Source organism: Leucobacter muris, assembly GCF_004028235.1.
Taxonomy (GTDB): Bacteria; Actinomycetota; Actinomycetes; order Actinomycetales; family Microbacteriaceae; genus Leucobacter; species Leucobacter muris.
Genome location: NZ_CP035037.1, coordinates 3185388 through 3211982, shown reverse-complemented (window position 1 = coordinate 3211982; position 26595 = coordinate 3185388). Strand labels below are relative to the sequence as shown.

The 26595-nt window shown below is 70.7% G+C and carries 31 protein-coding genes; 21 read left to right on the top strand and 10 right to left on the bottom strand.

The features are described 5' to 3' along the window. Positions 1-333 precede the first annotated feature (333 nt). The 9 genes from rpmH (at position 334) to Leucomu_RS15000 (ending at position 5866) form a co-directional block, all read left to right on the top strand. Entirely contained in the window at positions 334-471 is a 138-nt protein-coding gene (rpmH, locus tag Leucomu_RS15040) for a 50S ribosomal protein L34 (protein WP_010155609.1), read from the top strand. A 24-nt stretch (positions 472-495) separates the two neighbouring features. Further along, positions 496-930, top strand: a complete 435-nt coding sequence (gene rnpA, locus Leucomu_RS15035) for a ribonuclease P protein component (RefSeq protein ID WP_081611644.1) — start codon at positions 496-498, stop codon at positions 928-930. After that, a complete protein-coding gene (gene yidD, locus Leucomu_RS15030; RefSeq protein WP_128387717.1) occupies positions 927-1235 on the top strand; it encodes a membrane protein insertion efficiency factor YidD in 309 nt (102 codons plus the stop codon). The genes rnpA and yidD overlap by 4 nt, the downstream gene beginning before the upstream one ends. A 5-nt stretch (positions 1236-1240) precedes the next feature. Next, positions 1241-2188, top strand: a complete 948-nt coding sequence (gene yidC / locus Leucomu_RS15025) for a membrane protein insertase YidC (protein ID WP_128387716.1) — start codon at positions 1241-1243, stop codon at positions 2186-2188. 7 nt (positions 2189-2195) lie between these two features. Then, positions 2196-2699 (top strand): Jag family protein, encoded by a 504-nt coding sequence (locus Leucomu_RS15020; protein WP_128387715.1) that lies wholly within the window; start codon positions 2196-2198, stop codon positions 2697-2699. 107 nt (positions 2700-2806) lie between these two features. Further along, positions 2807-3451, top strand: a complete 645-nt coding sequence (gene rsmG, locus Leucomu_RS15015; protein ID WP_128387714.1) for a 16S rRNA (guanine(527)-N(7))-methyltransferase RsmG — start codon at positions 2807-2809, stop codon at positions 3449-3451. Then, entirely contained in the window at positions 3444-4361 is a 918-nt protein-coding gene (locus Leucomu_RS15010; protein WP_017884095.1) for a ParA family protein, read from the top strand. Before rsmG ends, Leucomu_RS15010 begins: the two co-directional genes overlap by 8 nt. Before the next feature lie 3 nt (positions 4362-4364). Next, entirely contained in the window at positions 4365-5375 is a 1011-nt protein-coding gene (locus Leucomu_RS15005) for a ParB/RepB/Spo0J family partition protein (RefSeq protein WP_017884094.1), read from the top strand. A gap of 47 nt (positions 5376-5422) precedes the next feature. After that, positions 5423-5866 (top strand): SRPBCC family protein, encoded by a 444-nt coding sequence (locus Leucomu_RS15000; RefSeq protein WP_017884093.1) that lies wholly within the window; start codon positions 5423-5425, stop codon positions 5864-5866. Between the two features lie 154 nt (positions 5867-6020). Here the strand turns inward: Leucomu_RS15000 and trxA are convergent, their stop codons facing one another. From trxA to Leucomu_RS14985, 3 genes are all read right to left on the bottom strand, one after another. After that, a complete protein-coding gene (trxA, locus tag Leucomu_RS14995) occupies positions 6021-6344 on the bottom strand; it encodes a thioredoxin (RefSeq protein WP_128387713.1) in 324 nt (107 codons plus the stop codon). Between the two features lie 29 nt (positions 6345-6373). Beyond that, the gene (gene trxB / locus Leucomu_RS14990) at positions 6374-7300 is read right to left on the bottom strand and encodes a thioredoxin-disulfide reductase (protein WP_128387712.1); all 927 of its coding nucleotides are present in this window, start codon (positions 7298-7300) and stop codon (positions 6374-6376) included. A gap of 79 nt (positions 7301-7379) precedes the next feature. Further along, positions 7380-9653, bottom strand: a complete 2274-nt coding sequence (locus Leucomu_RS14985) for a DUF6049 family protein (RefSeq protein WP_128387711.1) — start codon at positions 9651-9653, stop codon at positions 7380-7382. A gap of 53 nt (positions 9654-9706) precedes the next feature. Between Leucomu_RS14985 and Leucomu_RS14980 the strand changes: the two genes are divergently transcribed. The 9 genes from Leucomu_RS14980 to Leucomu_RS14940 all read left to right on the top strand — a co-directional run bounded on the left by Leucomu_RS14980 (position 9707) and on the right by Leucomu_RS14940 (position 16812). Next, positions 9707-11131, top strand: coding sequence for a CCA tRNA nucleotidyltransferase (locus tag Leucomu_RS14980; RefSeq protein WP_128387710.1), 1425 nt, complete (start codon positions 9707-9709; stop codon positions 11129-11131). Between the two features lie 105 nt (positions 11132-11236). After that, complete coding sequence (locus tag Leucomu_RS14975) at positions 11237-12085, top strand: PIG-L family deacetylase (protein ID WP_228407130.1); 849 nt, start codon at positions 11237-11239, stop codon at positions 12083-12085. Positions 12086-12260: 175 nt separating this feature from the next. Beyond that, positions 12261-12620 (top strand): 30S ribosomal protein S6, encoded by a 360-nt coding sequence (gene rpsF / locus Leucomu_RS14970; protein WP_017884087.1) that lies wholly within the window; start codon positions 12261-12263, stop codon positions 12618-12620. Between the two features lie 3 nt (positions 12621-12623). Continuing rightward, positions 12624-13169, top strand: a complete 546-nt coding sequence (ssb, locus tag Leucomu_RS14965; protein WP_017884086.1) for a single-stranded DNA-binding protein — start codon at positions 12624-12626, stop codon at positions 13167-13169. 54 nt (positions 13170-13223) lie between these two features. After that, complete coding sequence (gene rpsR, locus Leucomu_RS14960) at positions 13224-13484, top strand: 30S ribosomal protein S18 (RefSeq protein WP_017884085.1); 261 nt, start codon at positions 13224-13226, stop codon at positions 13482-13484. 19 nt (positions 13485-13503) lie between these two features. Further along, positions 13504-13953, top strand: a complete 450-nt coding sequence (gene rplI / locus Leucomu_RS14955; protein WP_017884084.1) for a 50S ribosomal protein L9 — start codon at positions 13504-13506, stop codon at positions 13951-13953. Positions 13954-14418: 465 nt separating this feature from the next. Further along, a complete protein-coding gene (gene dnaB, locus Leucomu_RS14950) occupies positions 14419-15795 on the top strand; it encodes a replicative DNA helicase (RefSeq protein ID WP_017884083.1) in 1377 nt (458 codons plus the stop codon). A 74-nt stretch (positions 15796-15869) separates the two neighbouring features. Continuing rightward, positions 15870-16493, top strand: a complete 624-nt coding sequence (locus Leucomu_RS14945) for a hypothetical protein (RefSeq protein WP_017884082.1) — start codon at positions 15870-15872, stop codon at positions 16491-16493. A gap of 31 nt (positions 16494-16524) precedes the next feature. Beyond that, on the top strand, positions 16525-16812 hold the full coding sequence (locus Leucomu_RS14940; RefSeq protein WP_017884081.1) for an ABC transporter ATP-binding protein: 288 nt from the start codon (positions 16525-16527) through the stop codon (positions 16810-16812). Positions 16813-16900: 88 nt separating this feature from the next. Here Leucomu_RS14940 and Leucomu_RS14935 read toward each other — a convergent pair whose 3' ends face one another. The 6 genes from Leucomu_RS14935 to Leucomu_RS14910 all read right to left on the bottom strand — a co-directional run bounded on the left by Leucomu_RS14935 (position 16901) and on the right by Leucomu_RS14910 (position 21832). Continuing rightward, positions 16901-17395 (bottom strand): hypothetical protein, encoded by a 495-nt coding sequence (locus Leucomu_RS14935; protein ID WP_017884080.1) that lies wholly within the window; start codon positions 17393-17395, stop codon positions 16901-16903. Then, positions 17388-18218 carry an LssY C-terminal domain-containing protein gene (locus Leucomu_RS14930; protein ID WP_128387708.1) on the bottom strand — a complete coding sequence of 277 codons (831 nt, stop codon included), beginning with the start codon at positions 18216-18218 and terminating at the stop codon, positions 17388-17390. The genes Leucomu_RS14935 and Leucomu_RS14930 overlap by 8 nt, the downstream gene beginning before the upstream one ends. 98 nt (positions 18219-18316) lie before the next feature. Further along, positions 18317-19171 (bottom strand): siderophore-interacting protein, encoded by an 855-nt coding sequence (locus Leucomu_RS14925; protein ID WP_128387707.1) that lies wholly within the window; start codon positions 19169-19171, stop codon positions 18317-18319. Positions 19172-19392: 221 nt separating this feature from the next. Beyond that, positions 19393-20778, bottom strand: coding sequence for an adenylosuccinate lyase (gene purB / locus Leucomu_RS14920; RefSeq protein ID WP_017884077.1), 1386 nt, complete (start codon positions 20776-20778; stop codon positions 19393-19395). Positions 20779-20836: 58 nt separating this feature from the next. After that, entirely contained in the window at positions 20837-21334 is a 498-nt protein-coding gene (locus tag Leucomu_RS14915) for a low molecular weight protein-tyrosine-phosphatase (RefSeq protein WP_017884076.1), read from the bottom strand. A gap of 90 nt (positions 21335-21424) precedes the next feature. Beyond that, complete coding sequence (locus Leucomu_RS14910) at positions 21425-21832, bottom strand: phage holin family protein (RefSeq protein ID WP_128387706.1); 408 nt, start codon at positions 21830-21832, stop codon at positions 21425-21427. Between the two features lie 106 nt (positions 21833-21938). Between Leucomu_RS14910 and Leucomu_RS14905 the strand changes: the two genes are divergently transcribed. After that, entirely contained in the window at positions 21939-23315 is a 1377-nt protein-coding gene (locus tag Leucomu_RS14905; protein WP_128387705.1) for an AAA family ATPase, read from the top strand. On the opposite strand, the gene Leucomu_RS14900 is transcribed toward Leucomu_RS14905, so the two are convergent. Next, positions 23270-23671 carry a hypothetical protein gene (locus Leucomu_RS14900; RefSeq protein ID WP_128387704.1) on the bottom strand — a complete coding sequence of 134 codons (402 nt, stop codon included), beginning with the start codon at positions 23669-23671 and terminating at the stop codon, positions 23270-23272. The two genes, Leucomu_RS14905 and Leucomu_RS14900, sit on opposite strands and share 46 nt — an antisense overlap. Before the next feature lie 290 nt (positions 23672-23961). Here Leucomu_RS14900 and Leucomu_RS15235 point away from each other — a divergent pair, with 290 nt between their 5' ends. Then, the gene (locus Leucomu_RS15235) at positions 23962-25053 is read left to right on the top strand and encodes a hypothetical protein (protein WP_164884585.1); all 1092 of its coding nucleotides are present in this window, start codon (positions 23962-23964) and stop codon (positions 25051-25053) included. Continuing rightward, the gene (locus Leucomu_RS14895) at positions 25050-26591 is read left to right on the top strand and encodes a tetratricopeptide repeat protein (RefSeq protein WP_164884584.1); all 1542 of its coding nucleotides are present in this window, start codon (positions 25050-25052) and stop codon (positions 26589-26591) included. The genes Leucomu_RS15235 and Leucomu_RS14895 overlap by 4 nt, the downstream gene beginning before the upstream one ends. Positions 26592-26595 lie beyond the last annotated feature (4 nt).

Genomic DNA, 26595 nt, shown 5'->3' with positions numbered 1-26595 from the left:
GCGGATACTCGGTTCGGTCTCGTAGCTGGAAGAGGAGATGTTATGCCCAGCTTTATCCACAGCCTGACGCGCGTGGAGGCCCGAGATTACGGGCGAGTTCAGGACCGGACGAACACCTGCGCCCACGTTAGTCACAGATTTGTCCACAGGCAAGTCTGAAAACCCCTGGGCGATGCGCGGTGGGGAACCCCGCGAATCGGCTTTGACTGCGGCGCGGTTTGGGCGTAAAGTGATTACCTTGTATGGGCGGCAGCCATTGCAGCCCTGCCCAATTCCGACTTCCTCGACGCCTGCGAGCTTCGGGGATCTGTTCCATAAGTCACGGAGTCTTTCATGAGCAAGCGTACTTTTCAGCCCAACAACCGCCGTCGCGCCAAGGTGCACGGCTTCCGCGCCCGCATGCGCACGCGTGCCGGCCGCGCCATCGTCGCGGCTCGTCGCGGCAAGGGCCGCTCGAAGCTCACCGCGTAATCGTCTTCTGCCCCCTGGCCGATCGTGCCTGCCAAGCGGCATCGCGTCACCCGGGGTGAGGATTATCGGTTCGCCGTGCGAACCGGACGCCGCGTGGGTGGTGCGTACTGCATCACCCACGCGGTTTTGCGTTCTCCGACCGGTCGGCTCGATGCCTCCTCGCAGGCCGGCGCGCCGGCCGGGGGCGGCGAGCGCGCAGAAGGGTCGGATCCGGTTCCCCCCGCCCGCTTCGGGTTCATCATCTCGAAGGCCGTCGGAAACGCGGTGACCCGCAATCTGGTGCGTCGTCGGATGAAGAGTGTGGTGGAGCGCCGCATCCGCAGTGGCATACGGGGCGTCGACGTGGTCTTCCGGGCGCTGCCTGCGGCGGCGGGTGCGCCGTTCTCCGAGCTCGAGCGCGAGATGAATCGAGCGCTCGACCGCGTCGAGCGCGAGCTCGTCGCCGGGGAGCAGCGATGAGGCGCGCGGCCTACGAACTCTGGTTCCTGCCTCGGAACCTGATGATCGGCTTCATGCACCTCTACCGCCGCTTCATCTCGCCGCTCTACGGCCAGGTGTGCAGGTATTATCCATCGTGTTCCCGGTACGCTGTGGAGGCGTATCAACTGCGCGGCTTTCTCGTCGGATCGCTCATGACGACCTGGCGCTTGCTGCGCTGCAACCCGTTCAGCCCCGGCGGTGTCGATGATGTTTCGCCCGGGCGGCGCCAGAACTTCTTCATCAATCAGCGCGGCTTCGTCCGCCCCATCGAGCGAAAGGCCTGATCCCGGTGGACTTCTTCGAAACGATACTCTGGCCGCTGCGTTGGCTCGTCGAGCTGGTGCTGTGGGCGTGGCACTGGCTCTTCACCGCGATGGGCATGGATCCGGCCTCGGGTGTGACCTGGGTGCTGTCGATCATCGGCCTCGTGGTCGTGGTGCGCTCGGCGCTCATCCCGGTGATGGTGCGGCAGATCAAGTCGCAGCGCCGCATGATGGAGATCGCGCCCGAGCTGAAGAAGGTTCAGGACAAGTACCGGGGCAAGAAGGATCAGTTCTCGCGCGAGGCGATGAGCCGCGAGACCATGGCGCTGTACAAGAAGCACGGCACCAATCCGTTCGCATCGTGCCTGCCGATCCTCATCCAGATGCCCATCTTCTTCTCGCTCTTCTACGTGCTGCGTCACGCAGCTGAGAACAAGACCGGCATCGGCTTCATGACGCAGGATCTGACCGAGAGCTTCAACGCGGCGTCGATCTTCGGCGCTCCGCTCAAGATGAACTTCACGCAGGGCTGGGAGACCGGCAACTGGATGGTCGTCGCGCTGCTCGGCGCGATCATGGTGCTGATGATCGCCTCGCAGTTCTTCACCCAGCTGCAGATCATGTCGAAGAACGTCTCGGATGAGACGAAGAACTCGCCGATGTACCGCCAGCAGAAGATCCTGCTCTACATCATCCCCTTCGCGTTCCTGTTCTCGGGCGTCGCGTTCCCTCTCGCGCTCAACATCTACTGGTTCTCGTCGAACCTGTGGACGATGGGCCAGCAGTTCATCGTGATCCGCAGCATGCCGACCCCGGGCAGCGACGCCTGGCGGGCGCGTCAGGCCCGCCTGAAGGCGAAGGGTAAGCTGACCGACGACGAGGTGCGCGCGCTCGAGGTCTCCGAGCAGCCGAAGCCGCAGGGTCAGCGTCAGCAGCCGGTCAGCGCGAAGCGCGCCAAGAAGAAGAAAAAGTGAGGTCACTGTGAGCACTGACGAGGCAACCGCCGACCGCGTGCACGAGGATCCGGCCCTCGAGGAGCTGGAGGCCGACGGCGATCTCGCGGCCGACTACATCGAGGGCTTGCTCGATATCGCCGATCTCGACGGTGACATCGACATCGATGTCGCGAACGGTCGTGCGTACGTGTCGGTGAACGGAGGCGGCACCGATCTCGACAAGCTCGCGGCACCCGACACCGTACAGGCGCTGCAGGATCTCACGCGGCTCGCGGTGCAGGCGAAGACCGGCCGCTTCTCCCGACTCATCATCGACGTGGGCGGCTCGCGCCACGCGCGCGCCGCCGAGCTCAAGCGCATGGTCGACGCCGCGATCGCTCAGATCGCCGCGGGCCGAGATCGGGTCGAGCTCGAGCCGATGTCGTCGTACGAGCGCAAGCTCGTGCACGACGACGTGGCGGAGCGAGGCTTCTTCTCCGAGTCGCGCGGTGAGGGCAAGGATCGCCGACTCGTCATCAGCCGGGGTTGAGCGACGCGGGTGCGCGTTTCACGTGAAACGCGCACCCGGCGGACCACCGCTCGCGCCGGTCCGCCGGCCGACTCATCACTGGACACACGAACGCGAAGGAGGGCGCGGTGAGCGAGACCCAGGTCGAAGCGGAACCGGGCGCCGCGGCGCAGATCGCCGGCGACCGCGTCGGCGCGCTGCGCGAATTCGCGCGGGATCTCGGCGAGCGCGGTGAAGAGCTCGGCCTGATCGGCCCGCTCGAGCCGCCGCGCCTCTGGACGCGTCACCTGCTGAACAGTGCGATCCTCGCTCCCCTCATCACCGCGGGATCCCGTGTCGCCGACATCGGTACGGGCGGAGGCATGCCCGGCCTCGTGCTCGCGATCGTGCGCCCCGACGCGGCCTTCCGGCTGATCGAGCCGATGGAGCGCCGGTGCAACTGGCTGAACGAGCAGGTCGAGCGTCTCGGCCTCGACAACGTCGAGGTGCTGCGGGGTCGGGCCGAGGAGTATCACGGCGCGTTCGAGGTCGATCAGGTCACCGCCCGAGCGGTCACCGCGCTGCGCAAGCTCGTGCCCCTCACCGCTCCCCTGCTGCGCGACGGCGGCGAGATGCTGTTCCTCAAGGGCGCCTCGGTGCAGAACGAGATCGACGCGGCCGAGAAGGTGCTGCGCAAGCACCGCGTGCGCGACATCTCGGTCGAAGAACTCGGGGCCGGGCGGCTCGCCGAGACCACCCGCGTATTTCGAGCTAAAATCGGTACTCATGGCTGAAGCGGAGAAGACGCTCGTCGGCGACCACCTCGTCGACAAGATCCGACGACGCCGCAAACTGGCCGAGACGGTCTCGCCCCTGCCCGACGCACCGCGCGTGATCACGGTGTCGAATCAGAAGGGCGGCGTCGGCAAGACCACGACCACCGTCAATCTCGCCTCGGCTCTCGCGCGACGCGGAGCGCGGGTGCTCGTGATCGATCTCGACCCCCAGGGCAACGCTTCGACGGCTCTCGGGGTGCCCCACCGCCCCGAGGTCACGAGCGTCTACGACGTGCTGCTGGGCGACAGCAGCATCGAGGACGCGCTGCAGCCGACCACCGACCATGAGAACCTCTTCTGCGTGCCGTCGACCATCAACCTCGCGGGCGCCGAGATCGAGCTCGTATCGCTCGTGGCCCGCGAGCAGCGTCTCCGCACGGCCCTGCAGGCGTTCCTCGCGGAGCCCGAGAACACGTACCACTACGTCTTCATCGACTGCCCGCCCTCGCTCGGGCTGCTCACCGTCAACGCCTTCGTCGCCGCCGACGAGGTGCTGATCCCGATCCAGTGCGAGTACTACGCCCTCGAGGGTCTGAGCCAGCTGCTCGGCAACATCCAACTCATTCAGAAGCACCTCAACCCGGGGCTCGCCATCTCCACGATCCTGCTCACGATGTACGACGCGCGCACGAATCTCGCGCAGGAGGTCGCCGGTGAGGTGCGCTCGCACTTCCCGGAGCAGGTGCTCGCGGCCGTGATCCCGAGATCGGTGCGCATCTCGGAGGCGCCGAGCTACGGGCAGACGGTGCACGCCTATGACGGAGGGTCCATCGGTGCGCTGGCGTACCTGGAGGCCGCCGCCGAGATGGCGGAGCGAGGCGCGGAGGCTCCGCACGGAGCCGACACACATGAAGACGGAGAGGCGTAACGCATGGCGACGAAGAAGCGAGGCGGGCTCGGCCGCGGGATCGGCGCGCTCATCCCCCAGGCTCCCGCGACCGGTGAGCGACCGGTCGATGTGTTCTTCCCCGCCAACAACGGCGCGGCCGCCGTTGCCGCCGCCGAGAGCGAGGGCGCGACGAGCGAGGCCCCGGAGGCCGCCGATGCACCCCGGCTGCAGGAGGTTCCGGGCGCGCAGCTGACGCGCCTGCCCGTCGCCGAGATCGTGCCCAACCGCTCGCAGCCGCGCACCGAGTTCGACGAGGAGGCGCTCGAGGAACTCACGCACAGCGTGCGCGAGTTCGGCGTGTTCCAGCCGATCGTGGTGCGCGCGATCGAGCCGACGCCCGCCGAGGGCGAGCCCCGGTACGAGCTGATCATGGGCGAGCGCCGCCTGCGCGCCTCGAAGCGCGCCGGGCTCGAGACGATCCCCGCGATCGTGCGCAGCACCGCCGACGAGCACATGCTGCGCGACGCGCTGCTCGAGAACCTGCACCGGGCGCAGCTCAACCCGCTCGAGGAGGCCTCGGCGTACCAGCAGCTGCTCGCCGACTTCGGCATCACTCAGGAGCAGCTGGCCGAGCGCATCGGCCGCTCCCGCCCGCAGATCTCGAACACGATCCGTCTGCTCCGCCTGCCCGAGCAGGTGCAGGCTCGCGTGGCCGCCGGTGTGCTGTCGGCGGGGCACGCCCGCGCGATCCTGTCGCTCGACGGCGACGGGGAGTCGATGCAGCGGCTCGCCGACAAGATCGTCAACGAGGGGCTGTCGGTGCGCGCCGCCGAAGCAGCGGCCTCCGAGGAGCCGAAGCGCAAGACGCCCAAGCCGCGCGCCGGCGGTGTGCAGGCGCAGCTCGGCGAGATCGCGGATCGCCTCGGCGACCGCTTCGACACCCGGGTCGCGGTGAAGCTCGGCGCGAAGAAGGGGCAGATCATCATCGACTTCGCGACGATCGCCGACCTCAAGCGCATTCTGTCGGAGCTGGGCGACCCGGGCTTCAGCTGACCGGGATCGGCAGTACGGCGACCGGCGCCCTGTGGTTGACTGGCGGCATGACTGAGCAGAGCCGCATCGTGACCGCCGAACGCCTGATCGTCGCCGACGCGGCCGACATCTTCGAGCTGATCGCCGATCCCGCGCAGCAGCCCCGCTGGGACGGCAACGACAACCTCGTACAGGCCCCCGACGGCCAGCGGGTGCGCGCGGTCGGCGACGTCTTCGAGATGGTCATCCACAACGGCCAGGGACGCGAGAATCACGTGGTCGAGTTCGAGGAGGGGCGCCGGATCGCCTGGAAGCCCGCCCCGACCGGCGAGCAGCCGCGGGGGCACGTCTGGCGCTGGGAGCTGGAGGCCGCCGCGGGCGGCACGCTCGTGCGGCACACCTACGACTGGACCGCGCTCACCGACGAGTCGCGACTGGCGCGAGCCCGGGCGACGACGGCGGATTCGCTGCGGGCGTCGATCGATCGTCTCGCCGCGCTCGCCGAACGCTGACCACGGCGGCGCCAATCGCGCGGGGCGTGCGTCCGGCTCTGCGCGAGGAAGGCCCGCCGCGCACGACGAACCCCGCCCCGGCAAGAAGCCGGGGCGGGGTTCGGGCTTCCGGGCTCTGGGGCTCGGACGCGGCATGAGCCGCGGGGCGACGGGGTCAGATGATCCCGTTAAGGTGCTCCTCGATCATCGGCTTCGGCATCGCACCGATGATCTCGCGCACCTCCTCACCGTTCTTGAAGACCTTCATCGCGGGGATGGAGGTGATGCGGTACTGGGCCGCGAGATTCGGGTTCTCGTCGACGTTCAGCTTGACGATGCGCAGCTTGCCGTCCTGCTCGGCGGCGATCTGATCGAGCACCGGGGCGACGGCGCGGCACGGGCCGCACCAGGCCGCCCAGAAGTCGACCAGCACGAGGATGTCGCTCTGCAGCACGACCTTGTCGAAGGTCTGCTCGTCGACGTTGATGGGTTCTGACATTGTTCTTCTCCTTCGTACGCGGGTGAGGCTCAGCCGTCGAGGGCGGCCAGGTAGTGCTCAGCGTCGAGCGCGGCGACCGTGCCCGAGCCGGCGGCGGTGATGGCCTGGCGGTAGGTGGGGTCGACCACGTCGCCGGCCGCGAAGACGCCCGCGACCGAGGTGCGGGAGCTGCGGCCCTCGACGGCGATGGTGCCGTCGACGGTCAGGTCGAGCTTGCCGTGCACCAGGTGGGTGCGCGGATCGTTGCCGATCGCGATGAAGAGGCCCTGCAGCGGGAGCTCGCGCTCGCCGCCGTCGACGGTGCTGCGCAGCGTGACGCCGGTGACCTCGTCTGCGCCGTGGATCGCGGCCACCTCGGAGTTCCAGATGAACTCGATCTTCTCGTTGTCGAACGCCCGCTGCTGCATGATCTTCGAGGCCTTCAGCTCTTCGCGACGGTGGATCACATAGACCTTGTCGGCGAAGCGGGTGAGGAAGGTGGCCTCCTCCATCGCGGAGTCGCCGCCCCCGACCACGGCGATCGTCTTCTCGCGGAAGAAGAAGCCGTCGCAGGTGGCGCACCAGGAGACGCCGTGCCCCGAGAGGCGATCCTCGTCGGGCAGACCGAGCTTGCGATAGGCCGAGCCGGTCGCGTAGATGACGGTGCGCGCCTCGTGCACGCTGCCGTCGCCCGCCGTGACCCGCTTGACGGGGCTCGAGAAGTCGACCTCGACGATGTCGTCGTAGACGACCTCGGTGCCGAAGCGCTCGGCCTGCTCCTGCATGCGCTGCATGAGGTTGGGGCCCTGGATGCCCTCGGGGAAGCCGGGGAAGTTCTCGACATCGGTGGTGTTCATCAGCTCGCCGCCGATGCCGACGGAGCTCGCGAAGAGCACCGGCTTCAGGCCCGCTCGAGCGGCGTAGACGGCCGCGGTGAACCCGGCCGGGCCGGAACCGATGATGATGATCTGGTGCATGAAGCTCCTCGCGCACGATGCTGGTCAGAGGCGACGGCCATCGGCCGCCGCGGGGGGTACAACCAATCCTAGGCGCGGGCTATTCCGCGGGTGCCGTGACGCGCGCTCCGGCCCGCTGGCCGCTGTCGTCGGCCTCCCCTCCGGCAGTGCCCGATCGGGCGAGCGCCGACGCGCGGCGTCGTCGTCGAACGCTGCGCCAGATGCCGAAGCCGAGCAGCAGCGACGCGAGCGCGCCGAGCACCACGAGGGCGATGGTCTCGACGCCGCTGCGGATCGAGATCGGCAGGGTGCCGGTGAACACGGTGAGGTCGCCCGACGTCGCCGCCACGGTGACGACGAGCCCCGGCTCGCCCGACGAGAGGCGGCTGTGCACCGGCACGAGCACGCGCTCATTGCCCTCGGCGGGCACCGCGACCGAGGCGAAGCGGGGCTCCTGAACGGCGAGCGCGGCCGACGCCGGCACGACCTGCACGTCGACGACGGCCTCGAACGGCAGCGAGTTGTGCAGCTGCACGGGCACCCGCGTGGTGGCGCCGACGAGCTGCATGCGCTCGGTGGTGATGGCGCGCACCCCCTCGAGCAGTTCGGCGTCCCGCTCGCGGTAGCGCGAGGCGACCTCGTCGAAGTCGACCCCGGGGGCCGCGTGGCGCGTGGCGAACAGTTCGAGCAGGCGGGCGCGCTGGTAGCCGCTCAGGTACTCGGGGTGCACGAGCACCGCGCCGAGCTCGCTCACCGACGACTCGCGGCCCACCGCGGCCCGCAGCAGCTCGCGGCGCTCCTCGAGGGTGTCGGAGCCGCGCAGCAGCGCCTCGCCCTCGTCAAGATCGGCGATGCCGGTCGGGGCGACCCAGTCGAGCGCGCGCAGCTGCTCCACGAGCAGGGCAGGATCCTCGGCGTCGCCCACCGCTCCGCGGTCGAGGCCGAGCACGAGATCCTCGGAGCCGTTCTGCGCGGCGAGCAGCAGGTGGGCGGACAGTCGGGAGACGCCGGCGGCGCGCTGCACCTCGTTCGGAGCGGAGAGCGCGGTGCGGGCCGCGTCGGCCAGGGCGGCGTCGGTGATGAGCGCGGATCCCTGTTCGAGGGAGACCCTCGGCCCGCCGCTCGCGCGGTCGATGTTGTCGGAATCGAGCACGAAGGCGTCGATGTTCGCGAGACGGAGCAGCTCGAGGGTGCCCTGATCGGCGGAGCCCTCGGCGGGCCACGCCACGGCCGCGGTCGCGTCCCAGCTCAGCAGCTGCTCGAGGGTCTGCTGGGTCGGAACCGGTTCGCCGTCGCTCTGATCCCCCTCCGTCGGACCCGCGTCGCCCCCCTGGGAAGCCGGCTCATCGCCCGGGCTCGTGCCGTCGCCGGTGTTCGTCGCGTCGTCGGACGCGGGTGGATCCGCGTCATCGCCGCCCTGCTCCCCCGCGGAGGATCCCGGAGTCTCCCCCGCGTCGGTGTCGTCGCCGGTGTCGTCGTCGGCGCTGAAGCTCCCGAACCGCGTCACGAAGTCGAGACTGGTCGGCTGCATCAGCGCGGTGAAGCCGAGGTCGGCCTGCGCCGACGGATCCGCGTCGGCGAACTGCAGCAGGAAGCTCGACAGCGTGCTCGCCTCGAGCCGTGCGAGGAACTGCCGCGCCGGCTCGGGCGCCTCGTCGCCGTAGGCGCGGATCCCGGCGATGACCCGCGGATCGATCGCGAGCGTGGCCTGCGCCGCCCGCGCCTCGTCGAGCAGATCGGACCAGCCGGGCGTCAGCTCCTCGAGCTGCGAGCGCGTGGGCAGCGTGAAGATGTCGCTCGGCAGCACGATGGGCACGATCGTGCCGAGCCGCACCGACGGCGCCTCAGCGCTCGCGCCCGCCCTGCCGGTCGAGGCCGCGCCCTGCCACACGAGCGGCACGGTGACGTCGGCTTCGGCCCCGAGCGCGACCCGCAGCAGGTAGACGCCCGACTCGGTGGCGGAGGTGAAGGGCAGCCGATCGCGCGGCACCGTGACGGTGACTCTCTGATCCGTCTCGGCCGCGGTGGCGCCGATCTGCGCGTCGGCGAGTTCGATCGGGTGCTCGGGGAAGACGCCGTCGAGGTCATCGATCGTCTCGAGCGGGCGGGGGTCGAGCGTGACCTCGACCGCGGTCTCGGGCAGCGGCTGCTCCCCCGGATTGCCCACCAGCACGTCGATCTGCAGCTCGGAGTCGTCGTCGTGCAGCACCGGTTCGCGCGGGGACGCGAAGAGGTCGACCGTCGCGGGGGTGAGCTCGACCGCGTCGTCGGCCGCTGCGGCGGCCGTTCCCCCGGCCGCCGGCGCGCCGAGAAGCCCCAGGGCGAACACTGCCGCGAGCAGCGGGCGCGCGCGAAACCGGGAAACCGAGGGCATGGCCACCAGTCTAGGGATCGGGTCGGGGGCCTGCGCCCAGGTACCCTTGAGGGATGCCCACCCTTGCCGAATCCATGGAGGCGCTGCGCACCATCGCGGCGTCCGCACCCGTCGCGACGCTCGCGCGGGCGTTCGCCGACCGGGGCCACGAATTCGCGCTCGTCGGCGGACCGGTGCGCGACGCGCTGCTCGGCAGATCCGTCACCGACCTCGACTTCACCACCTCCGCGCGCCCCGACGAGACGCGCGCGATCCTCGACTCCCTCACCCAGAACGTGTGGGACGTGGGCCGCGACTTCGGCACGATCGCCGCGCGGGTGCACGGCGAGATCGTCGAGATCACCACCTATCGCGCCGACACGTATCGTGACGACTCGCGCAAGCCCGAGGTGAGCTTCGGCGACAGCATCGAGGGAGACCTGGTGCGCCGCGACTTCACCATCAACGCACTCGCCCTCATGCTGCCCGACATGCGGCTCGTCGACGTCTCGGACGGCGTCGAGGACCTGCTGGCCGGGCGGATCCGCACCCCCGGCTCCCCCGAGGCGTCGTTCACCGACGACCCGCTGCGCATGCTGCGCGCGGCGCGCTTCGCCTCGCAGCTGGGCTTCGAGGTGGTGCCCGAAACGCAGGCGGCCATGTGGGAGTTCGCCAAGCGGCTCGACATCATCTCGGCCGAGCGGGTGCGCGACGAGTTCGTCAAGCTGCTGTCGACCGCTGATCCGATCCCCGGCATCCGCCTGCTCGTCGAGACGGGCCTCGCCGAGCGCTTCCTGCCCGAGCTCACGGCGCTGCTCGCCACGCAGGACGATCACGGCCGGCACAAGGACGTCTACGAGCACAGCCTCACGGTGCTGCGGCAGGCGATCGAGCTGGAGTCGGAGCGCGGGCACGAGCCCTCCCCCGACGTGGTGCTCCGGATCGCGGCGCTGCTGCACGACATCGGCAAGCCGGCCACCCGGCGCTTCGAGCGCGGCGGCGTGACGTTCCACCACCATGACGTCGTGGGCGCGAAGCTCGCGAAGAAGCGCCTGCGCGAGCTGCGCTTCGACAACGACACGATCAAACGGGTGGCGCGCCTCGTCGAGCTACACCTGCGCTTCTTCGGCTACAGCGACCAGCAGTGGACCGACTCGGCGGTGCGCCGCTACGTGCGCGACGCCGGCGATGAGCTCGACCGTCTGCACATCCTCACCCGAGCCGATGTGACGACCCGCAATCGGCGCAAGGCCGAGCGCCTCGCGCACGCGTACGACGACATCGAGCGGCGCATCGGCGAGCTCGCCGAGGCCGAGGAGCTCGCCGCGGTGCGGCCTGAGCTCGACGGCGAGCGGATCATGGCGCTGCTCGGGATCCCGCCCGGGCCGCTCGTGGGCCGCGCCTACCGGTACCTGCTCGAGGTGCGCCTCGACGAGGGGCCGATCGGTGTGGCCGAGGCCGAGCAGCGCCTGCGCGAGTGGTACGAGCAGCAGGGCTGATCCCGCGCCGATGCTTCGGGCGAGGGCGTTGTCTCGGATGGGTTCGACCGGGAAGATCCGAATGATTGGTGAGATCCGAACCGCGGATCGAAGCTGGAGGGCATGATGAGCGAGCAGACGGTCGATCCGACGACCTGGTTCGAGGGGCGGCCCCGCGTGATGTTCGTGCACGCGCACCCCGACGACGAGACCATCACCACCGGGGGCACGCTCGCCGCGCTCGCCGAGGCGGGACTCGAGCCCCTGCTCGTCACGCTCACCCGCGGAGAGCAGGGCGAGGTGACGCCCGGCCCGCTGCAGGCGCTCGCCGGCTCGCACGGGCTGGCCGTCGTGCGCCAGAACGAGCTGCGCACCGCGCTCGGCATGCTCGGCGTTGAGCGTCACGCCTTCCTGGGCGCCGAGCCCGCGCGCGCCGAGGGGCTTCCCCCCTACATCTACGAGGACTCGGGCATGGCCTGGGGATCCGACGGCCGGGTGACGGCCGCGCCCGAGGCGAGCCGCGACGCGCTCACCAGCGCCCCCGCGGTCGAGGTGCTGAACGACCTGCTCGCCGCCGCCTACCAGGCCGGCGCGCAGGCGATCGTGAGCTACGACGACGGGGGCGGCTACGGGCACCCCGACCACCGGCTCGCGCACCGTCTCTCCCGAGCCGTCGCGCACGCGCTCGAGCTGCCGTTCTGGGAGATCGTGCCGGATCCCGAGCCCCTCGCCGCCCCCGGAGCAGACGACGCCGGCTCCCCCGGCCCTCCGGCCGCCGGTGATGCCGGGCCCGCCGGCACCGGCACTGAGACCGACGCCACCGTCGAGCGGCACGACATCTCCCCCTGGCTCGAGCGCAAGGTCGCCGCGCTGCGCGCCCACGGCACCCAGCTGACGGTCGACGGCGGCGACATCGTGCACGTCGGCGGGCAGCGGGAACCGATCGGCGGCGTGGAGAGCTTCCGGCGCGTCTGAGCCGGCCCGCTCGCGCGCCCCCGGGAAACTGCCCGGGCGGCCCGGGCTCGAAGGTGCTAAACTGTTCTAGTTGTCTGCGTGCGAAGCGTTCCGCTCAGCGCGCGGGCACACCGCATAAACACCCTCCTGCCACAGAAATCCTGTGGCCGTGAAGTCCGAAGGAGGTGGGTCAGTAATGCATCCGTACGAACTCATGGTGATCCTCGATCCGGGTATCGACGAGCGCACCGTGGCCCCCAGCATGGACAAGTTCCTCGGCGTCATCCGCAATGCGGGCGGCGAGATCGAGAACGTCGACATCTGGGGCAAGCGCCGTCTCGCATACGAGATCAAGAAGCAGGCCGAAGGCATCTACGTCGTGGTGAACTTCTCCGCGACCCCCGAGGCGACTGCCGAGCTCGATCGTCAGCTGGGTCTCTCCGAGGCCGTGCTGCGCACCAAGGTGCTCCGCGCCGACGAGCTCATCGCTCAGCGCGCTGCTCAGGCCAAGCGCGAGCAGGCCAAGGCCGCTCGTGCCGCGAAGGTGGGCGCGTAGCTCATGGCCGGCGAGCCGCTGATCACTGTCGTCGGCAACCTCGTTGCCGATCCCGAGCCTCGGGTCAGCCAGGCGGGCAACTCGTGGGTGACCTTCCGGATCGCCTCGACCCCTCGCGTGCGCGACCGTCAGTCGGGCGATTGGTCTGACGGCGAACCGCTGTGGCTCGGTTGCCGCGCATACGGCGAATACGCCGACAACATCGCGGCATCGCTCACGAAGGGCATGCGCGTCATCGTGCAGGGCCGCCTCACGCAGCGCAGCTACACCGACAACCAGGGCCAGCAGCGCACGAGCCTCGATCTCGAGGTCGAAGAGGTCGGTCCGTCGCTGCGCTTCGCCACCGCTCAGGTGAGCCGCGGTCAGTCGCGCGGCCAGGTCGGCGGCTTCGGCGGCGGTGGCAACCAGCCGCAGGGTCAGAGCAGCTGGGGTCGTCCCGCTGCGCAGCAGCAGGAAGGCAACCCCTGGACCAACTCCGGTCAGGGCGGCGCTTCTTCCGGCGGCGGCAACGACTTCGGCGGCGGCTTCGACGACGAGCAGCCCTTCTAGGCAGACAACTTCTTGATCCGGCCAGCCGGATCGCATCACGAAAAGAGACCAAATATGGCAGGCAAGTCCAGCGGCGCAGGCCGCAAGCCGGGTCGGGGTAAGAACGCCAAGACCCTCGCACCCGCGAAGAAGCAGACCGTCGGCGTCATCGACTACAAGGATGTCGCGACGCTGCGCAAGTTCATCTCTGAGCGCGGCAAGATCCGCGCCCGCCGCATCACCGGCGTGTCCGTGCAGGAGCAGCGACTCATCGCGAAGGCCGTGAAGAACGCCCGCGAGATGGCACTCCTCCCCTACGCCGGCTCCGGCCGCTGAGCCGCGAAGGAAGAACATCATGGCGAAGGTAATTCTCACGAACGAGGTCCAGGGCCTCGGTTCCGCCGGTGACGTCGTCGACGTCAAGAACGGCTACGCACGCAACTACCTCGTGCCGCAGGGCTACGCGGTGCACTGGACCCGCGGCGGCGAGGCCCAGGTCGCGCAGCTGCGCGCCGCTCGCGAGGCGCGCGCGCTCGCTTCGGCCGAGGACGCCCAGGCGCTCAAGGCCAAGCTGCAGGAGGGCAAGATCCGCCTGTTCGCGAAGACGGGCGCCGAGGGCCGCCTGTTCGGCTCGGTGAAGCCGGCGGCCGTGGCCGCAGCGGTGTCCGAGGCCGGGCTCGGTGAGATCGACAAGCGCAAGATCACCGTGCCTACCATCAAGTCGACCGGTGAGTACGAGGCCGTCGTGCACCTGCACGAGGGCGTCGACGCCAAGGTGACCCTGCAGGTCATCGCGCAGCGCTGATCCCAGCGTTTCGAGCGGGGCGGCGATCCTTCGGGATCCCGCCCCGTTTGCGTGTGCGGGGCGCTCGGGCGGGGTTTGCCCGGCGATGAATGGCGCGTGAACGCCGCACCGCGCGCGGGCTGACGAAAAGCTTTGACAGGAGCGACTTTTCCCGCTAGTTGTCCACATGAGCCGCGACCGCTCAAGCCTCAAGCTTTACCTGAAACTTGAATAACTTTCTCCCTGTGGAAAGAATAAATACCCGATCAGAGCCCATAAACGAGAAGTCGTACACAAGCTCTCCACAGGTTTTCCCCAATGGTGTGGAAAACATGTGGCTCAAACGGGCAAGTTATGCACGTAGTTATCCACAGGCCCGATCTGCGTTCGTTTGAGTGCCTCGCGAGGTGCTCGTACCGTGAATGTCGGGGGTCTGGTGTCTAATCAGTCGGTAACAGGCCCGCACAACGAAAAAGGAGCCGTCGAGTGTCGATCGCACACCTGGGGATCTCGGATCCGTTCGTCGAAGACGACGCCCGCGGGCACGAGCGCACCCCGCCCTACGACCTGCTCGCCGAGCAGAGCGCGCTCGGCGGCATGCTGCTCTCGAAAGACGCCGTCGCAGACGTCACCGGCCTGCTGAAGGGCGGCGACTTCTACGTGCCCAAGCACGAGGTCATCTACGAGGCGGTGCTCTCGCTGTACTCCCGCGGCGAGCCCACCGACGTCATCACGGTGACCGACGAGCTCACCAAGGCGGGCGAGCTGCAGCGCGCGGGCGGCGCCGAGTATCTGCACACCCTCACCAGCATCGTGCCCACCGCCGCCAACGCCGGCTTCTACGCCGAGATCGTCGCCGAGAAGGCGCTGCTGCGCCGCCTCGTCGAGGCCGGAACGCGCATCGTGCAGATGGGCTACGCGGGCGAGGGCGAGGCGATCGACCTCGTCAACGTGGCGCAGTCCGAGATCTACGGCGTGACGGGCGAGAACCAGGGCGAAGACTACGTGCCGCTCTCGCTGGCCGTCGACGCGGCCCTCGAAGAGATCAACAAGGCCAACGGCGCCGCCGACGGCATGCTGGGCGTGCCCACCGGCTTCAGCGAACTCGACGCGATGACCAACGGCTTCGCCGGAGGCCAGATGATCATCATCGCGGCCCGCCCCGCCATGGGCAAGTCGACGCTCGCCATGGACGTGGCGCGCAACGCCTCGGTGCACGCGAACGCGCCCACCGTCTTCTTCTCGCTCGAGATGGGCCGCGCCGAGATCGCCATGCGTCTGCTCGCGGCCGAGGCCAGCATCCCCATGCAGACCCTCCGCAAGGGCGCGCTCGACAACCGCGACTTCCAGAAGCTCGCCGCCACCCAGGCGCGCGTCGCCGAGGCCCCGCTCTTCATCGACGACAGCCCCAACCTCACGCTCGTCGAGATCCGCGCCAAGTGCCGGCGGCTCAAGCAGCAGCACGGCCTGCGCATGGTGGTCATCGACTACCTGCAGCTGCTGTCGAGCGGCAAGAAGTCCGAGAGCCGTCAGCAAGAGGTCAGCGAGTTCTCGCGAGCGCTCAAGCTGCTCTCGAAAGAGCTCGACGTGCCCGTCATCGCGCTGTCGCAGCTCAACCGCGCGTCCGAGCAGCGCGCCGACAAGATGCCGGCGATCAGCGATCTGCGCGAGTCCGGGTCGCTCGAGCAGGATGCCGACATGGTCATCCTGCTGCACCGCGAGGCCGTGGGCGATCGCGACAGCCCCCGAGCGGGAGAGGCCGACTTCATCCTCGCCAAGCAGCGCAACGGCCCCACGGGCACCGTCACCGTGGCGTTCCAGGGCCACTACTCGCGCTTCCAGGACATGCCGCAGGGCGTATGAGCTCTCGTCCCCGACGGGCGGTCAGCGAGCTCGCGGCAGGACGCGATAGACTGCCGGAAGAAGAAAGGGGTGTCATGTCCGCTGCCGTATCGAGCGCTGCGGAGTCGACGACCCCGAACGCGGCCGTCTCCCGCTCCGTGCGCCTGGTCCGCGTGATCGTGCTGCTGTTCTCGGGCATGGCGATCGCCTTCAGCGCGACCATGCACGAGCAGCTCGGCTTCGACCTCGGCATCACCTCGGCGGCGCTCGGCGCCATCGCCGTCGCGCACCTGATTGAGTGGTTCGCGCGCCGGTCGACGAGCCGCAGCTCGCTGCCACTGCTGCTCGGCGTCGTCGCGGTGGCCGCGGCGGTCGCCATCCCGCTCAGCTCGTCCGCCATCGGCTTCGCCGTGCTCATCGCCGCCTGGTCGCTCGTGAGCGCGCTCCTCGAGTTCATCGGGGCGGCCGTGCAGCCCGGCAGCCGCCAGGATTCGACCCTGCTCGGCGGGGCCGGCGTGCTGCTCGCGCTGCTCGCGCTGCTCGTGCGCGAAGACCCGGTCGCCGTGCTCGGCTTCTTCGGCGCATACGCGGTGATCGCGGGCGTCTTCCTCGGCATCTCTGCGTTCGACACCCGTGCCCATGACGGCCGCTCCACGAGCGATTCCGCCGCGGTCGCCGGTGCGCCCGCCGCGGAGCAGTCCTCGGCCGACGCGCGCTGATCCCTCCTCCTCACCGAACCGAAAGCAGACGATGACTGAGCCCACCGAGCCCGCACCGCAGGATCCCGTGACGCCGTCGCGCCGTGACCGCCTGCGACCGCTGGAGCTCATCGGGTTCTCGGCCGTGCTGGGCATCTTCGCGGGTGCGGTCGTGCTGATGGCCACCCGCGACTGGGTGCTCGCGCTCGTCTTCCTCGGCGTCGCATTCATCGTCTCGGTGATGATGGTCGCGCTCGTGGGCCTCGGCGGCAAGCCGAGCCAGGAAGACCTTGAGGCGCGCAAAGACCTGCACCGCCCGGACGGCGACGACTGGCACTGAGCCCGGGATCACTCATCCGCGGATGAGGCCGTGAGATCAGGACGACTGATGCCTCGGGGCCCGACCGCCGCCGTTCATGGGCGGCGGCTCACGCCCTGCGGCGCCGCGTCCACGCCCGCGCATCCCGGCTCGACAGGGCGAGCAGGATGAGGATGTCGAGAGCCAGCGTGAGCAGCGTCGTGTGCACGGTGATCTCCTCTCCCGCCGCGAAGTAGGCGATCGCCGAGGCCGTGATGCTGGCAGTGGCGCCGATCATCACGAGGATGCGCGCGCCGTTGCCGCCGCGCCAGATGAGCCACGCGAGCGCGAGCAGCAGCAGCATCCAGAAACCCTGGAAGCCGAGCAGCACGCCGAGGGCCACTCCGGACTCGTCGGGTTCGAGGTCGAGGTCGGCGCGAATGGAGCCCCACTGCCGCAGCAGCCCGACGCTCCACAGCGCGGTGCCCAGCGCGCGGGCGACGACGAGGGCGGCGCCGCCCGAGACGGAGACGGGCCGCCGGTCCTGCGGCGCGGGCTCGGCCTCACGATCGAAGAGCGTGGCGGCGGGCTCGATGGCGGCGCGTTTGCGGGGTCGTTCACCCACGGGCGGCCTCCGTCCCGATGGGGCTCAGGTCGATGACCGGCAGATCGCCATCGGTGCGGATCGTGTCGCCGCCGCCGTTGCGCGAGTGGTAGCCGGTCGAGAAGTCGGAGAGCACCTCGAGCCGTGCGGCGGGGTTGGCCCGCTGTACCGTCGCGACGACGTGGTCGCGCTCGACGTCGATGTCGGCGTCGATCTTGTGGGTGATCTGCAACGTGAACAGCGAGAAGCCGACCGCGCGGTCGAAGGTCGCGGCGCCCAGCCAATCCACCCGGGCGCCGCCGGGCAGCAGCCAGCCCTCGGGCGTGCGCCAGAAGCGCACGTGGTGGCGTTTGGCGGGATTGCCGGCGACCTCCTGCTGGTAGGCGACGTCCTGCATGCGGCCGAAGAGGAACAGCGGACTGACGGGCGCGCGATCGTAGCTGCGCCTGGTGATCGTCGAGACCACGATGCCCCACGACGACCGCAGGGTGACCGGATCGGCGCGCACCCACCCGGCGCGCTCCATCGCGTCGTGCAGCTGCTGCTCCGTGCCTCGCAGCGACAGGTTGATGGGGTCGCCCAGCAGGCCGTCGCTCGTGCGGGTGCGGCCGATGAAGTAGTCGGGCACGTAGACGGTCGTCAGGATGCGGTGCACGCGGGGGAGCGCCAGGTAGGCGAGCAGCACCCAGAAGGCGATGAACGACAGGATGCCGAGCCAGCCGAAGCTGAAGCTCTCGGTGAGCACCAGCCAGGCCAGCCAGATCGCCGCGACCCCGCCGTAGATGAAGAAGAACTCGTCGAGCACGGCCGTGAGCGAGATGCGCGAACGCTGCACGGAGTCCATGGCTCCATGCTAGCCCCCGGCTGGAGCAGGCTCGGGGAAGCCGGCGTCGAGAGCCCGCTCGAGCGCGGTGGAGGGTCAGCGGCGAGAGCCCCGGCGGGTCACTCCTCGGGATCCTCGGGATCGATGGGGGCGTGGTGGTCGAAGTTCGCCATGCCGCGCTTCCAGTAGCCGCTGAGCGCGTACTGCTCGCGGGGCACGCCGTACTCGTACTTCACCAGACGGCGCAGGGGGATGAGGCGGGTGGCCTCGCCGGCCGCGAAGAGGAACGTGCCCTCGTCGATGCCGGCGTCGGCCGCGGCGTCGGCGAGGGTGCCGAACGCCTCGGTCACCGCGACCTCTCGGCCGCCCTGCTCGCGCAGGTACTGCTCGATCCAGTCGAGGTCGGCGGGTGAGGCGTCGGCGACGACCTCGATCTCGGTGCGCTCGGGCACCTCGGCGATCCAGCGAGCCGCGGCGGGCAGGGCCGAGGGGTCGACGATCAGCAGCAGCCGATCCGCTCCCTGCGGGGCGGTCGCCGAGCCGCGCGGACCGACCACCACGAGTCGATCGCCCGGCTTCGCGGCGGCGGCCCAGGCGGAGGCCGGGCCGGGATCGGGGTGCTGCAGGAAGTCGACGTCGAACGCCCGCAGACCGGTCTCGGGATCGGTGCGCAGGTTGAGCGGCGTGAAGTCGCGGGGGAACATGGGCGCCTCCGGGCGCACGATCCCGTCCTCGCCGGGACCGACCGGGGTCGGCGCCACGAGCTCGCCCGTGAGGGGGTGGGGGAAGAAGAGCCGAGCGTGATCCGCGGGCCCGTCCGACACGAAGTCGTGCAGGTCGGGGCCCGAGAGCGTGACGCGGATGAAGGGTTCGACGGGGGAGCTCACCGCCGTCACGGTCACCTCGCGGGCGGTGAAGCGGTGGCGCACGCGCTGGCGTGCGAAGCGGTAGACGGCCGGGGTGTTCTCGGGCACGGAGGTCCTTTCATCGGATGTTTCCACTCTGGCACATCTCCTCGAGAAGCGCCAAGGGGCCCGGGGCCTGCGGGAGCAGCTTCGCGGCATCGAGGCGCCGGCGGCTCACGGTGTCAGAGCGCTCGGCTCCATGCCCCGCAACACGAGCACCGCCCCCGCCGAGGTCGGCGAGGGCGGTGCGCATGCGAAGCGGGCTGAGCGCGCGGATCGGCCCGCGCGACTCAGCGCTGCAGGTAGTCGAGCAGGCGCGCGGCGTCGCCGACGTAGGTCGCGGGCGTCAGCGCGAGCAGCCGCTGCTTGGCCTCGTCACCGATCTCGAGGCCCTGCACGAACTCGACGAGCTCGGCCTGGCCGATGCGGCGGCCGCGGGTGAGCTCCTTGAGCGCGGCGTACGGATCCTTGATGGATGAGCGGCCGGCGGTCACCTCGGCGCGGATCACGGTCTGGATCGCCTCGCCGAGCACCTCCCAGTTGGCGTCGAGATCCGCCGCGAGCACGTCGGGGGCGGCGTCGATCTGCCCGAGCCCGCGCAAGATGTTGTCGAGCGCCAGCACGGAGTGACCGAGGCCGACGCCGATGTTGCGCTGCGCCGAGGAGTCGGTGAGGTCGCGCTGCCAGCGGCTGGTCACGAGCGTGGCGGCGAGGGAGTCGAGGATCGCGTTCGAGAGCTCGAGATTGGCCTCGGCGTTCTCGAAGCGGATCGGGTTGACCTTGTGGGGCATGGTCGACGACCCGGTGGCGCCGGCGACGGGGATCTGGCGGAAGTAGCCGATGGAGATGTAGCTCCAGATGTCGGTCGCGAGGTTGTGCAGGATGCGGTTGGCGTGCGCGATGCGCGTGTAGAGCTCGGCCTGCCAGTCGTGCGATTCGATCTGGGTGGTGAGGGGGTTCCAGTCGAGCCCGAGGCCCTCGACGAACTGCTGCGAGACCTGCGCCCAGTCGGTGCGGGGATCGGCGGCGAGGTGGGCGGCGAAGGTGCCCGTGGCGCCCGAGAACTTGCCGAGGTACTCGACGTCGTCGATCTGGTTGAGCTGGCGCTCGAGGCGGTGCACGAACACCCCGAGCTCCTTGCCGAGCGTGGTGGGGGTGGCGGGCTGACCGTGGGTGCGGCTCATCATGGGCAGCTCGCGGTACTGCTCGGCCTGGCGGGCGAGCTCGGCGATGACCTTCTCGAAGCGGGGGCGCCACACGTCGGCGATCGCCTGCTTCACGGTGAGGGCGTAGGAGAGGTTGTTGATGTCCTCGCTCGTGCAGCACACGTGGGTGAGCTCGGCGAGGCGGCCGAGGTCGAGCTCGTCGAGCTTGCCGCGGACGAGGTACTCGACAGCCTTCACGTCGTGCTGGGTGGTGCGCTCGGTCTCGGCGAGCTGATCGATCTCGGCCTGGCCGAAGTTCGCGGCCCAGTCGCGCAGCGCCTGCAGCTCGGCGGCGGGCAGCGGAGTCGCCCCGAGCAGCGAGTGCTCGGTGAGGTAGGCGAGCCACTCGACCTCGACGTGCACCCGAGCCTTGTTGAGCCCCGCCTCGGAGAGGGTGTCGCCGAGGTCGGCGACCGCGGCGCGGTAGCGGCCGTCGAGGGGGCTGATGGGCTGCGGGGGGAGCGGGGTCATGGGTGCCTCTCGGTGGTTCGGGATCGCGGGCCAGGGTTTGCCGGGCACGCCCTGGCCCCTATTCTTCCATGCGGGCGACGAGGCGATCGAGCAGCACCGCGCTGCTGCGCTCGACCTGCGCGAGCACCTCGTCGAACGAGTGCTGGTCGGAGTAGTAGGGGTCGAACACGTCGGGGTCGGCGGGGCGTTCGGGATCGAACGCCGTGAGCAGCGAGAGCCGCCGCGGATCGGCGCCGAGCGAGCGCAGCCTGCGCTCGTGGCCGCGGTCGAGGGCGATCAGCAGGTCGTGCTGCTCGATGTCGGCGGGGGAGACCTGGGCCGCGCGATGGGCGCTGCCGTCGTAGCCGCACTCGGCGAGCGCGACGAGGGTGCGCGGATCGGCGGGGTCGCCGACGTGGTAGCCGTGGGTGCCGCGCGAGGTGACGACGAAGCGCTCGCCGAGGCCGGCCTGTTCGGCCAGCGAGCGGAGCACCACCTCGCCCATGGGGGAGCGGCAGATGTTGCCGGAGCAGACGAAGCTGATGCGGAAGGGGCGGATCGGATCGACGGTGCTCATGCCCCCAGTCTGCCGAATGCGCGGCGAGAATTCAGGTCGCGTTCGCTCGGGGTGCCGACCGTGCCGGCCGCGCCGCATCGGGCTCGGCGATCAGCGATCCTTCTTCTTGCTGCTGCCGAGCAGCCCGTTCATGATCCCGGAGAGGATCGACATGACGAGTGCCGCGAGCACGCCCCACCAGAACGTCTCGATGCGCAGGCCGAAACCGGCGATGTCGGAGAGCCAGGCCACCGCGGCGAACATCGCGCCGTTGACGATGAGGCCGAACAGCCCGAGCGTGAGGATGTAGAGCGGCGTCGAGAGGAATCGCAGCACGCGGCCGAGGGTGCCGTTGACGAGCCCGAAGACGAGCGCAACGAGCAGCACGGTGACGAGCGGCGAGTAGTCGTCGCCGCTGATCGGCTCGATCCACACCCCGTGGCGGCCGCTGCCGCCCACGATGAGCGTGGTGAGCCACAGCGCGAACGCGCTGACGAGCACTCGGATCACGGATCTCATGACTCCAGTGTGGTAGCCTCGGCTGCGCGCCGCCTCAGCGACGGCGACCGCATCCGAGCGGGGTCGCCGCCCCGTGCATGTGGGAGGCCGCGGGTAGCATCGAACCATGTCTGACGCACTGCTGAACAGTCTGGCCGCCGCGGTGGCAGCCTCCCCCGAAGACCCCGAGCTGCGCGCGCTCTACGCCGAGCGACTGGCCGAGGCGGGGCGGCGCGACGAGGGGCTGGGGCAGGCCATGGTGGTGCTCTCGAAGGCGCCCGGGCACGCGGGTGCGCGCGCCCTCGTCGATCGGTTGACCGGCGAGGCGCCGTCCGACACCGCCCCGGGCGAGGGAGCGGACGGCGCCTCGTCGCCGCCCGAGCACGCCGCCTACACGACCGAGACGCCCCGGCCGCAGCCGTATCAGCCGCACGGACAGGGCGACTCGCCCCCCGACGCGCGGGCGGGCGCGCCCGGCGAGGCGACCGGGCCGGGGGTCGACTGGCGTCAGCTCGAGAACCAGTTCGAGAATCCGCTGCCGCCGCCGTTCATCGTCGAGCAGGCGAGCCAGAACCCCGACGGCACGATCGACGTGGGCGTCTCCGAGGCGCCCGACGGCTCGCTGCCCGTCGAGGTCAGCCGCGAGACGATGCGGCTCTCCGACGTCGGCGGCCTGGTGCAGGTGAAGCAGCGCATCCGCGAGACGTTCCTCGACCCGATCGCGCACCCCGAGATCGCCAAGGCGTTCAAGAAGAGCCTGGGCGGCGGCCTGCTGCTCTACGGCCCGCCCGGCTGCGGCAAGACCTACCTGGCGCGCGCGATCGCGGGCGAGCTCGGCGCGCACTTCATCTCGGTCACCCTCGCCGACGTGCTGAGCAAGTGGATGGGCGAGAGCGAGGGCAACATCCACAAGACCTTCACCGAGGCCCGCCAGAAGGCGCCCGCCGTGCTCTTCCTCGACGAGATCGACGCGGTGGGCGGCAAGCGCAGCTCGCAGGGCTCGCAGTGGCTGCGCAACCTCGTCAACCAGCTGCTCATGGAGATGGACGGCGTGGGCAGCGACAACGACGGCCTGTTCGTGCTCGCGGCCACCAACATGCCCTGGGACGTCGACGCGGCGCTGCTGCGCCCCGGGCGCTTCGACCGCATGGTGCTCGTCTCCCCGCCCGACGCGCCGGCGCGGGAGGCGATCCTGCGCAGCCACCTCGAGCAGCGGCCCATCCAGGGCATCGACCTCCCCGTGCTCGTGCGCAAGACCGAGGGCTTCTCGGGCGCCGATCTCAAGCACCTGTGCGACACGGCGGCCGAGAAGGCGCTCGCCGCATCCATCAAGTCGGGGGCGGTGCAGCCGGTCTCGATGGGCGACACGAACCGCGCCCTGAAAGAGGTGAAACCGTCGATCGGGCCCTGGCTCGACAGCGCGCGCAACGTCGCCAACTACGCGAACACCGATGGCCGCTACGACGACCTCGTGCAGCTGCTCAAGCAGTACAAGCGATTCTGATGGAGGCGCCCCCGGGAGGAGCGGCCGAGGCGCAGACGGCCGCCGGCTTCTTCGAGCGGGCCGAGGCGCTCGTGGGCTTCGGCCGCGTCGACGACGCCATCGCCGAGCTCAGGCGCGGCCTCGCCGAGTTCCCCGACGACTCCGAGCTGCTCGGGTATCTGGGCTGGCAGCTGTTTTTCGCCGGGCAGCCGCAGCAGGCCGAGCAGCTCGCGCACCGCACCCTGGCGGTGCGACCGGGCGACCCCCGAGCCCTGAACACGCTGTGCGAGGCGACCATCGCCGACGGCCGCGCCGACGAGGGCCTCGCCTACGCCCGCGAGCTGCAGCAGTCGTATCCCGACTGGCCGGTCTCGCACCTGAACGCGGCGCGGGCGCTGATCGCCGACCCGCGCGGGCCGCGCAAGGAGAAGCGGCAGCGGCGCGGCGAGGCCCGCTCCTGCCTCGACCGCGCCCTGCAGCTCGCGCCCGAAGACGTCGAGACGCTGCGCCGCACTACGGTCATGCTGCGCGAGCTCGGCGACTCTGCCGCCGCCTCCGAGACCCTCGACCGCGCGCTCGCGCTCGATCCCGACGCCGAGAGCCTGAGGCGCTCGCCGCCGAGCGCGAGAGCGAGCGGGCGGGGCAGGCGAGTCCGCGCATCGGCGGCATGGGCGCCGCGCACGAGGCCGCCGCCCTGCGGCTGCTGGCGGGGGTGCTCGCCGACAACCCCGTGCAGCGCTCCGTCGCGCGGGAGATCAGCGACCGGGTCTGGGGCCGCACGCAGCTGCTCGCGGGCCTCGCGCTCTGGATGCTCGCGATGCTGTCGGTGTTCGCCTATCTCGTGTTCGGCGAGCCCTCGCCCGGCAGTCGACGCTCTCAGGTCAAGTTCGCCGAAGCGATGCTGGTGCTGCCGATGGCGTGGTTCGTGCTGCTCTTCACCATTCGCACGCGGGGGTTGCCCAAGCGCTTCATGCGCAGACTCTACGCGCCGGTGTGGTGGGTGTGGATCGGCTTCGCGCTCGCCGCCGTCGGCGGTCTCGGCACGCTGCTGTGGGCGCTGACGCTCGGCGTGCGGTCCGGCGAGCGCCACCTCGAGATGCAGGGCAGCTACATCGGCGGCGTCACGATGGGCATCGGCTTCACGGCGTGGCTGCTGATGATCGCGGAGGTGCTGTTCGTGTTCGCGCGGTTCCGCTCCGAGCAGCGCACGGGGCTGTTCCCCCGCGACGACGAGGGGCTGGCCGCGGCGCGGCAGGAGCTGCGCAACGGGTGGTGGGGCCTCGCCCGGGTCGGCGTCGCGGTGCTGCTCGCGCTCATGCCGGTGTACGCGAAGCCGATCGAGATGCGGCCCGAGGCCGCGGGCCTGCTCGCCGCGGTGGCCGCGGCGTTCGCCGTGCCGCCCCTCGTGACCCTGCTGCTGCGCGCGGGCCGGGTGCTCTCCCTCCGACGCGGATCGGCGCGCACCTCGCCGTGGCTCGTGCTCGCCGCGCTGGCCTGCGCGGCGGCGGGGATCGCCGGTGCGTGGCTGCTCGCCGACCGGCACGCCGCCGAGTTCGATCCGCCGCCGACCCCCATGGAGCTCGAGATGCGCGAGCGCACTCAGAAGCTGCAGCAGGAGATGGAGGAGCGGCGCAGCTCGCTGCCCGACGACGACGCGATCGAGCGGATGAGCCGCTCGCTCGAGGAGATCCGCCAGCGCAACCAGCAGCCGCAGGGCCAGGGCGGCGCGGCCCCGATCGACGGCGCGGAGGTTCCGTGAGCCGGGAGCCTTCGGGTGCGTCCGCCGATGAGGATCCGAACGGGTATCTGCGGCGCGCCGCGGCGCTCTGGGATTTCGGGCGGGCCGAGGAGGCGGCCGCCGAGCTGCGGCGCGGCGTCGCCGCGTTCCCGGACAGCGCAGCGCTCTGGTCCGAACTCGGGTGGACCGAGTACCGGTGCTCGCACCCCGAGGAGGGGCGCAGCGCCGCGGAGCGCGCGCTCGCCCTGCACCCCGACGGCGTGAGAGCGCACCTCACTCTCGCGGCGCTCGAGCTCAGGGATGAGCAGCCGCGGCTCGCGCGCCCCCACATCGACCGGACGCTCGCGCTCGCCCCCGAGATGCCCGCCGCGCACCTCTTCTCGGCGTGGGCGCTGCGCGCCGAGCCGCGCGGCGACGTGTCCCACCGCGAACCCGTCCGAGCGCACGTGCATCGGGCCGTCGCGCTCGCCCCGCACGACGCCGGCGTCTACGCGGCGGCGGCCCAGATGCTCGGCGGGATCGCGGACAAGGGCGAGCTCTCGCACCTCGTCGCGCAGGGGCTCGCGATCGACCCCGAGCATGAAGACCTGCTGCTGCTCGCCTCCGACGTGCACACCCGCACCGACGCCCAGGCGATGCGGGTGCTGAGCGGGGTGCTCGCCCAGAACCCGCAGCAGCGGGAGGCCGCGTTCGCGATGACCTCGGCCGTGTGGGAGCGCACCCGGCTCGTGGCGGCCCTCGCCGCGTGGCTGCTCGTCGCCATCGCGGTGCCCCCGGCGGTGTTCGCGCTGCTCGGCGCGATCTGCGTGAACCTGTTCCAGCTGCTCGTGGGCACCACCCGCTCGGCGCCGCGCGGCTTCCTGCGCCAGACGTGGTCGAGGCCCCCGTGGGCCCGGGCGGGGGTGGTACTCGTGTTCGTCGGGGCCGCCTGGCCGGTGCTGATGGGCGCCCTGCTCGCCTCGGGGGCGCTCGGCCTGCTGCCGGTGCCGCTGCTCGCGCTGCTGGCCGGCGAGCTCATCGTCGTGGCCGCCGCCGAGACCGATGCGGCGCGCACCCTCGATGGCGCGGGCGATGCGGCACGGCAGTTCGCCGAGCACCGCCTGCGCGCCGCCCGGCGGGGCTGGTGGCGCATCGGCCTCGGGGCGGGCTGCGCGCTGCTCGCGGCCGTCTTCGCGGCGCTGCTCGGCGCGGGCGACGCGACGGGCCGGTTCTGGCCGCTGCTCGGCGTGATCGCGCTCGTACTGGCCGCGCCCCCCGCGTTCGCCCTGCTGCTGCGACGGCGGCAGCTCGGCGCGGCCGTCTCCGGGGAGGCGACCGGGGCCCGCGCGCCGATGCGCTTCGCGATCGCTTCAGCGGCCGTCTCGGTCGCCCTCGCGGTCGTGATGGCGTGCGTGCCACCCGCTCCCTCCGAGCGCTCCGGGATCCCCGATCCCGACCCGTCGCCCACGCGGCCCGAGCAGCCGATCATCCCGACGGCGCCCGCGCCGACGCCCACTCCCATCGAGTTGCCCGACCTGCAGTGGGACCCGCCCGAGATCCCCGACCTCGACGGGCAGTGACGGC

What these genes read in the sequence shown, in the direction of transcription:
- rplI (WP_017884084.1), top strand. Translation starts at nt 13,504, where the DNA reads ATGGCGAAGGTAATTCTCACGAACGAGGTCCAGGGCCTCGGTTCCGCC.
- Leucomu_RS15010 (WP_017884095.1), top strand. Translation starts at nt 3,444, where the DNA reads ATGGCTGAAGCGGAGAAGACGCTCGTCGGCGACCACCTCGTCGACAAG.
- purB (WP_017884077.1), bottom strand. Translation starts at nt 20,778, where the DNA reads ATGACCCCGCTCCCCCCGCAGCCCATCAGCCCCCTCGACGGCCGCTAC.
- rpsR (WP_017884085.1), top strand. Translation starts at nt 13,224, where the DNA reads ATGGCAGGCAAGTCCAGCGGCGCAGGCCGCAAGCCGGGTCGGGGTAAG.
- rpsF (WP_017884087.1), top strand. Translation starts at nt 12,261, where the DNA reads ATGCATCCGTACGAACTCATGGTGATCCTCGATCCGGGTATCGACGAG.
- trxA (WP_128387713.1), bottom strand. Translation starts at nt 6,344, where the DNA reads ATGTCAGAACCCATCAACGTCGACGAGCAGACCTTCGACAAGGTCGTG.
- Leucomu_RS14985 (WP_128387711.1), bottom strand. Translation starts at nt 9,653, where the DNA reads ATGCCCTCGGTTTCCCGGTTTCGCGCGCGCCCGCTGCTCGCGGCAGTG.
- rpmH (WP_010155609.1), top strand. Translation starts at nt 334, where the DNA reads ATGAGCAAGCGTACTTTTCAGCCCAACAACCGCCGTCGCGCCAAGGTG.
- Leucomu_RS14905 (WP_128387705.1), top strand. Translation starts at nt 21,939, where the DNA reads ATGTCTGACGCACTGCTGAACAGTCTGGCCGCCGCGGTGGCAGCCTCC.
- yidD (WP_128387717.1), top strand. Translation starts at nt 927, where the DNA reads ATGAGGCGCGCGGCCTACGAACTCTGGTTCCTGCCTCGGAACCTGATG.
- trxB (WP_128387712.1), bottom strand. Translation starts at nt 7,300, where the DNA reads ATGCACCAGATCATCATCATCGGTTCCGGCCCGGCCGGGTTCACCGCG.
- Leucomu_RS15005 (WP_017884094.1), top strand. Translation starts at nt 4,365, where the DNA reads ATGGCGACGAAGAAGCGAGGCGGGCTCGGCCGCGGGATCGGCGCGCTC.
- Leucomu_RS14915 (WP_017884076.1), bottom strand. Translation starts at nt 21,334, where the DNA reads ATGAGCACCGTCGATCCGATCCGCCCCTTCCGCATCAGCTTCGTCTGC.
- Leucomu_RS14910 (WP_128387706.1), bottom strand. Translation starts at nt 21,832, where the DNA reads ATGAGATCCGTGATCCGAGTGCTCGTCAGCGCGTTCGCGCTGTGGCTC.
- Leucomu_RS14930 (WP_128387708.1), bottom strand. Translation starts at nt 18,218, where the DNA reads ATGGACTCCGTGCAGCGTTCGCGCATCTCGCTCACGGCCGTGCTCGAC.
- Leucomu_RS14980 (WP_128387710.1), top strand. Translation starts at nt 9,707, where the DNA reads ATGCCCACCCTTGCCGAATCCATGGAGGCGCTGCGCACCATCGCGGCG.
- Leucomu_RS14975 (WP_228407130.1), top strand. Translation starts at nt 11,237, where the DNA reads ATGAGCGAGCAGACGGTCGATCCGACGACCTGGTTCGAGGGGCGGCCC.
- Leucomu_RS14945 (WP_017884082.1), top strand. Translation starts at nt 15,870, where the DNA reads ATGTCCGCTGCCGTATCGAGCGCTGCGGAGTCGACGACCCCGAACGCG.
- Leucomu_RS15000 (WP_017884093.1), top strand. Translation starts at nt 5,423, where the DNA reads ATGACTGAGCAGAGCCGCATCGTGACCGCCGAACGCCTGATCGTCGCC.
- Leucomu_RS14940 (WP_017884081.1), top strand. Translation starts at nt 16,525, where the DNA reads ATGACTGAGCCCACCGAGCCCGCACCGCAGGATCCCGTGACGCCGTCG.
- ssb (WP_017884086.1), top strand. Translation starts at nt 12,624, where the DNA reads ATGGCCGGCGAGCCGCTGATCACTGTCGTCGGCAACCTCGTTGCCGAT.
- Leucomu_RS15235 (WP_164884585.1), top strand. Translation starts at nt 23,962, where the DNA reads ATGGGCGCCGCGCACGAGGCCGCCGCCCTGCGGCTGCTGGCGGGGGTG.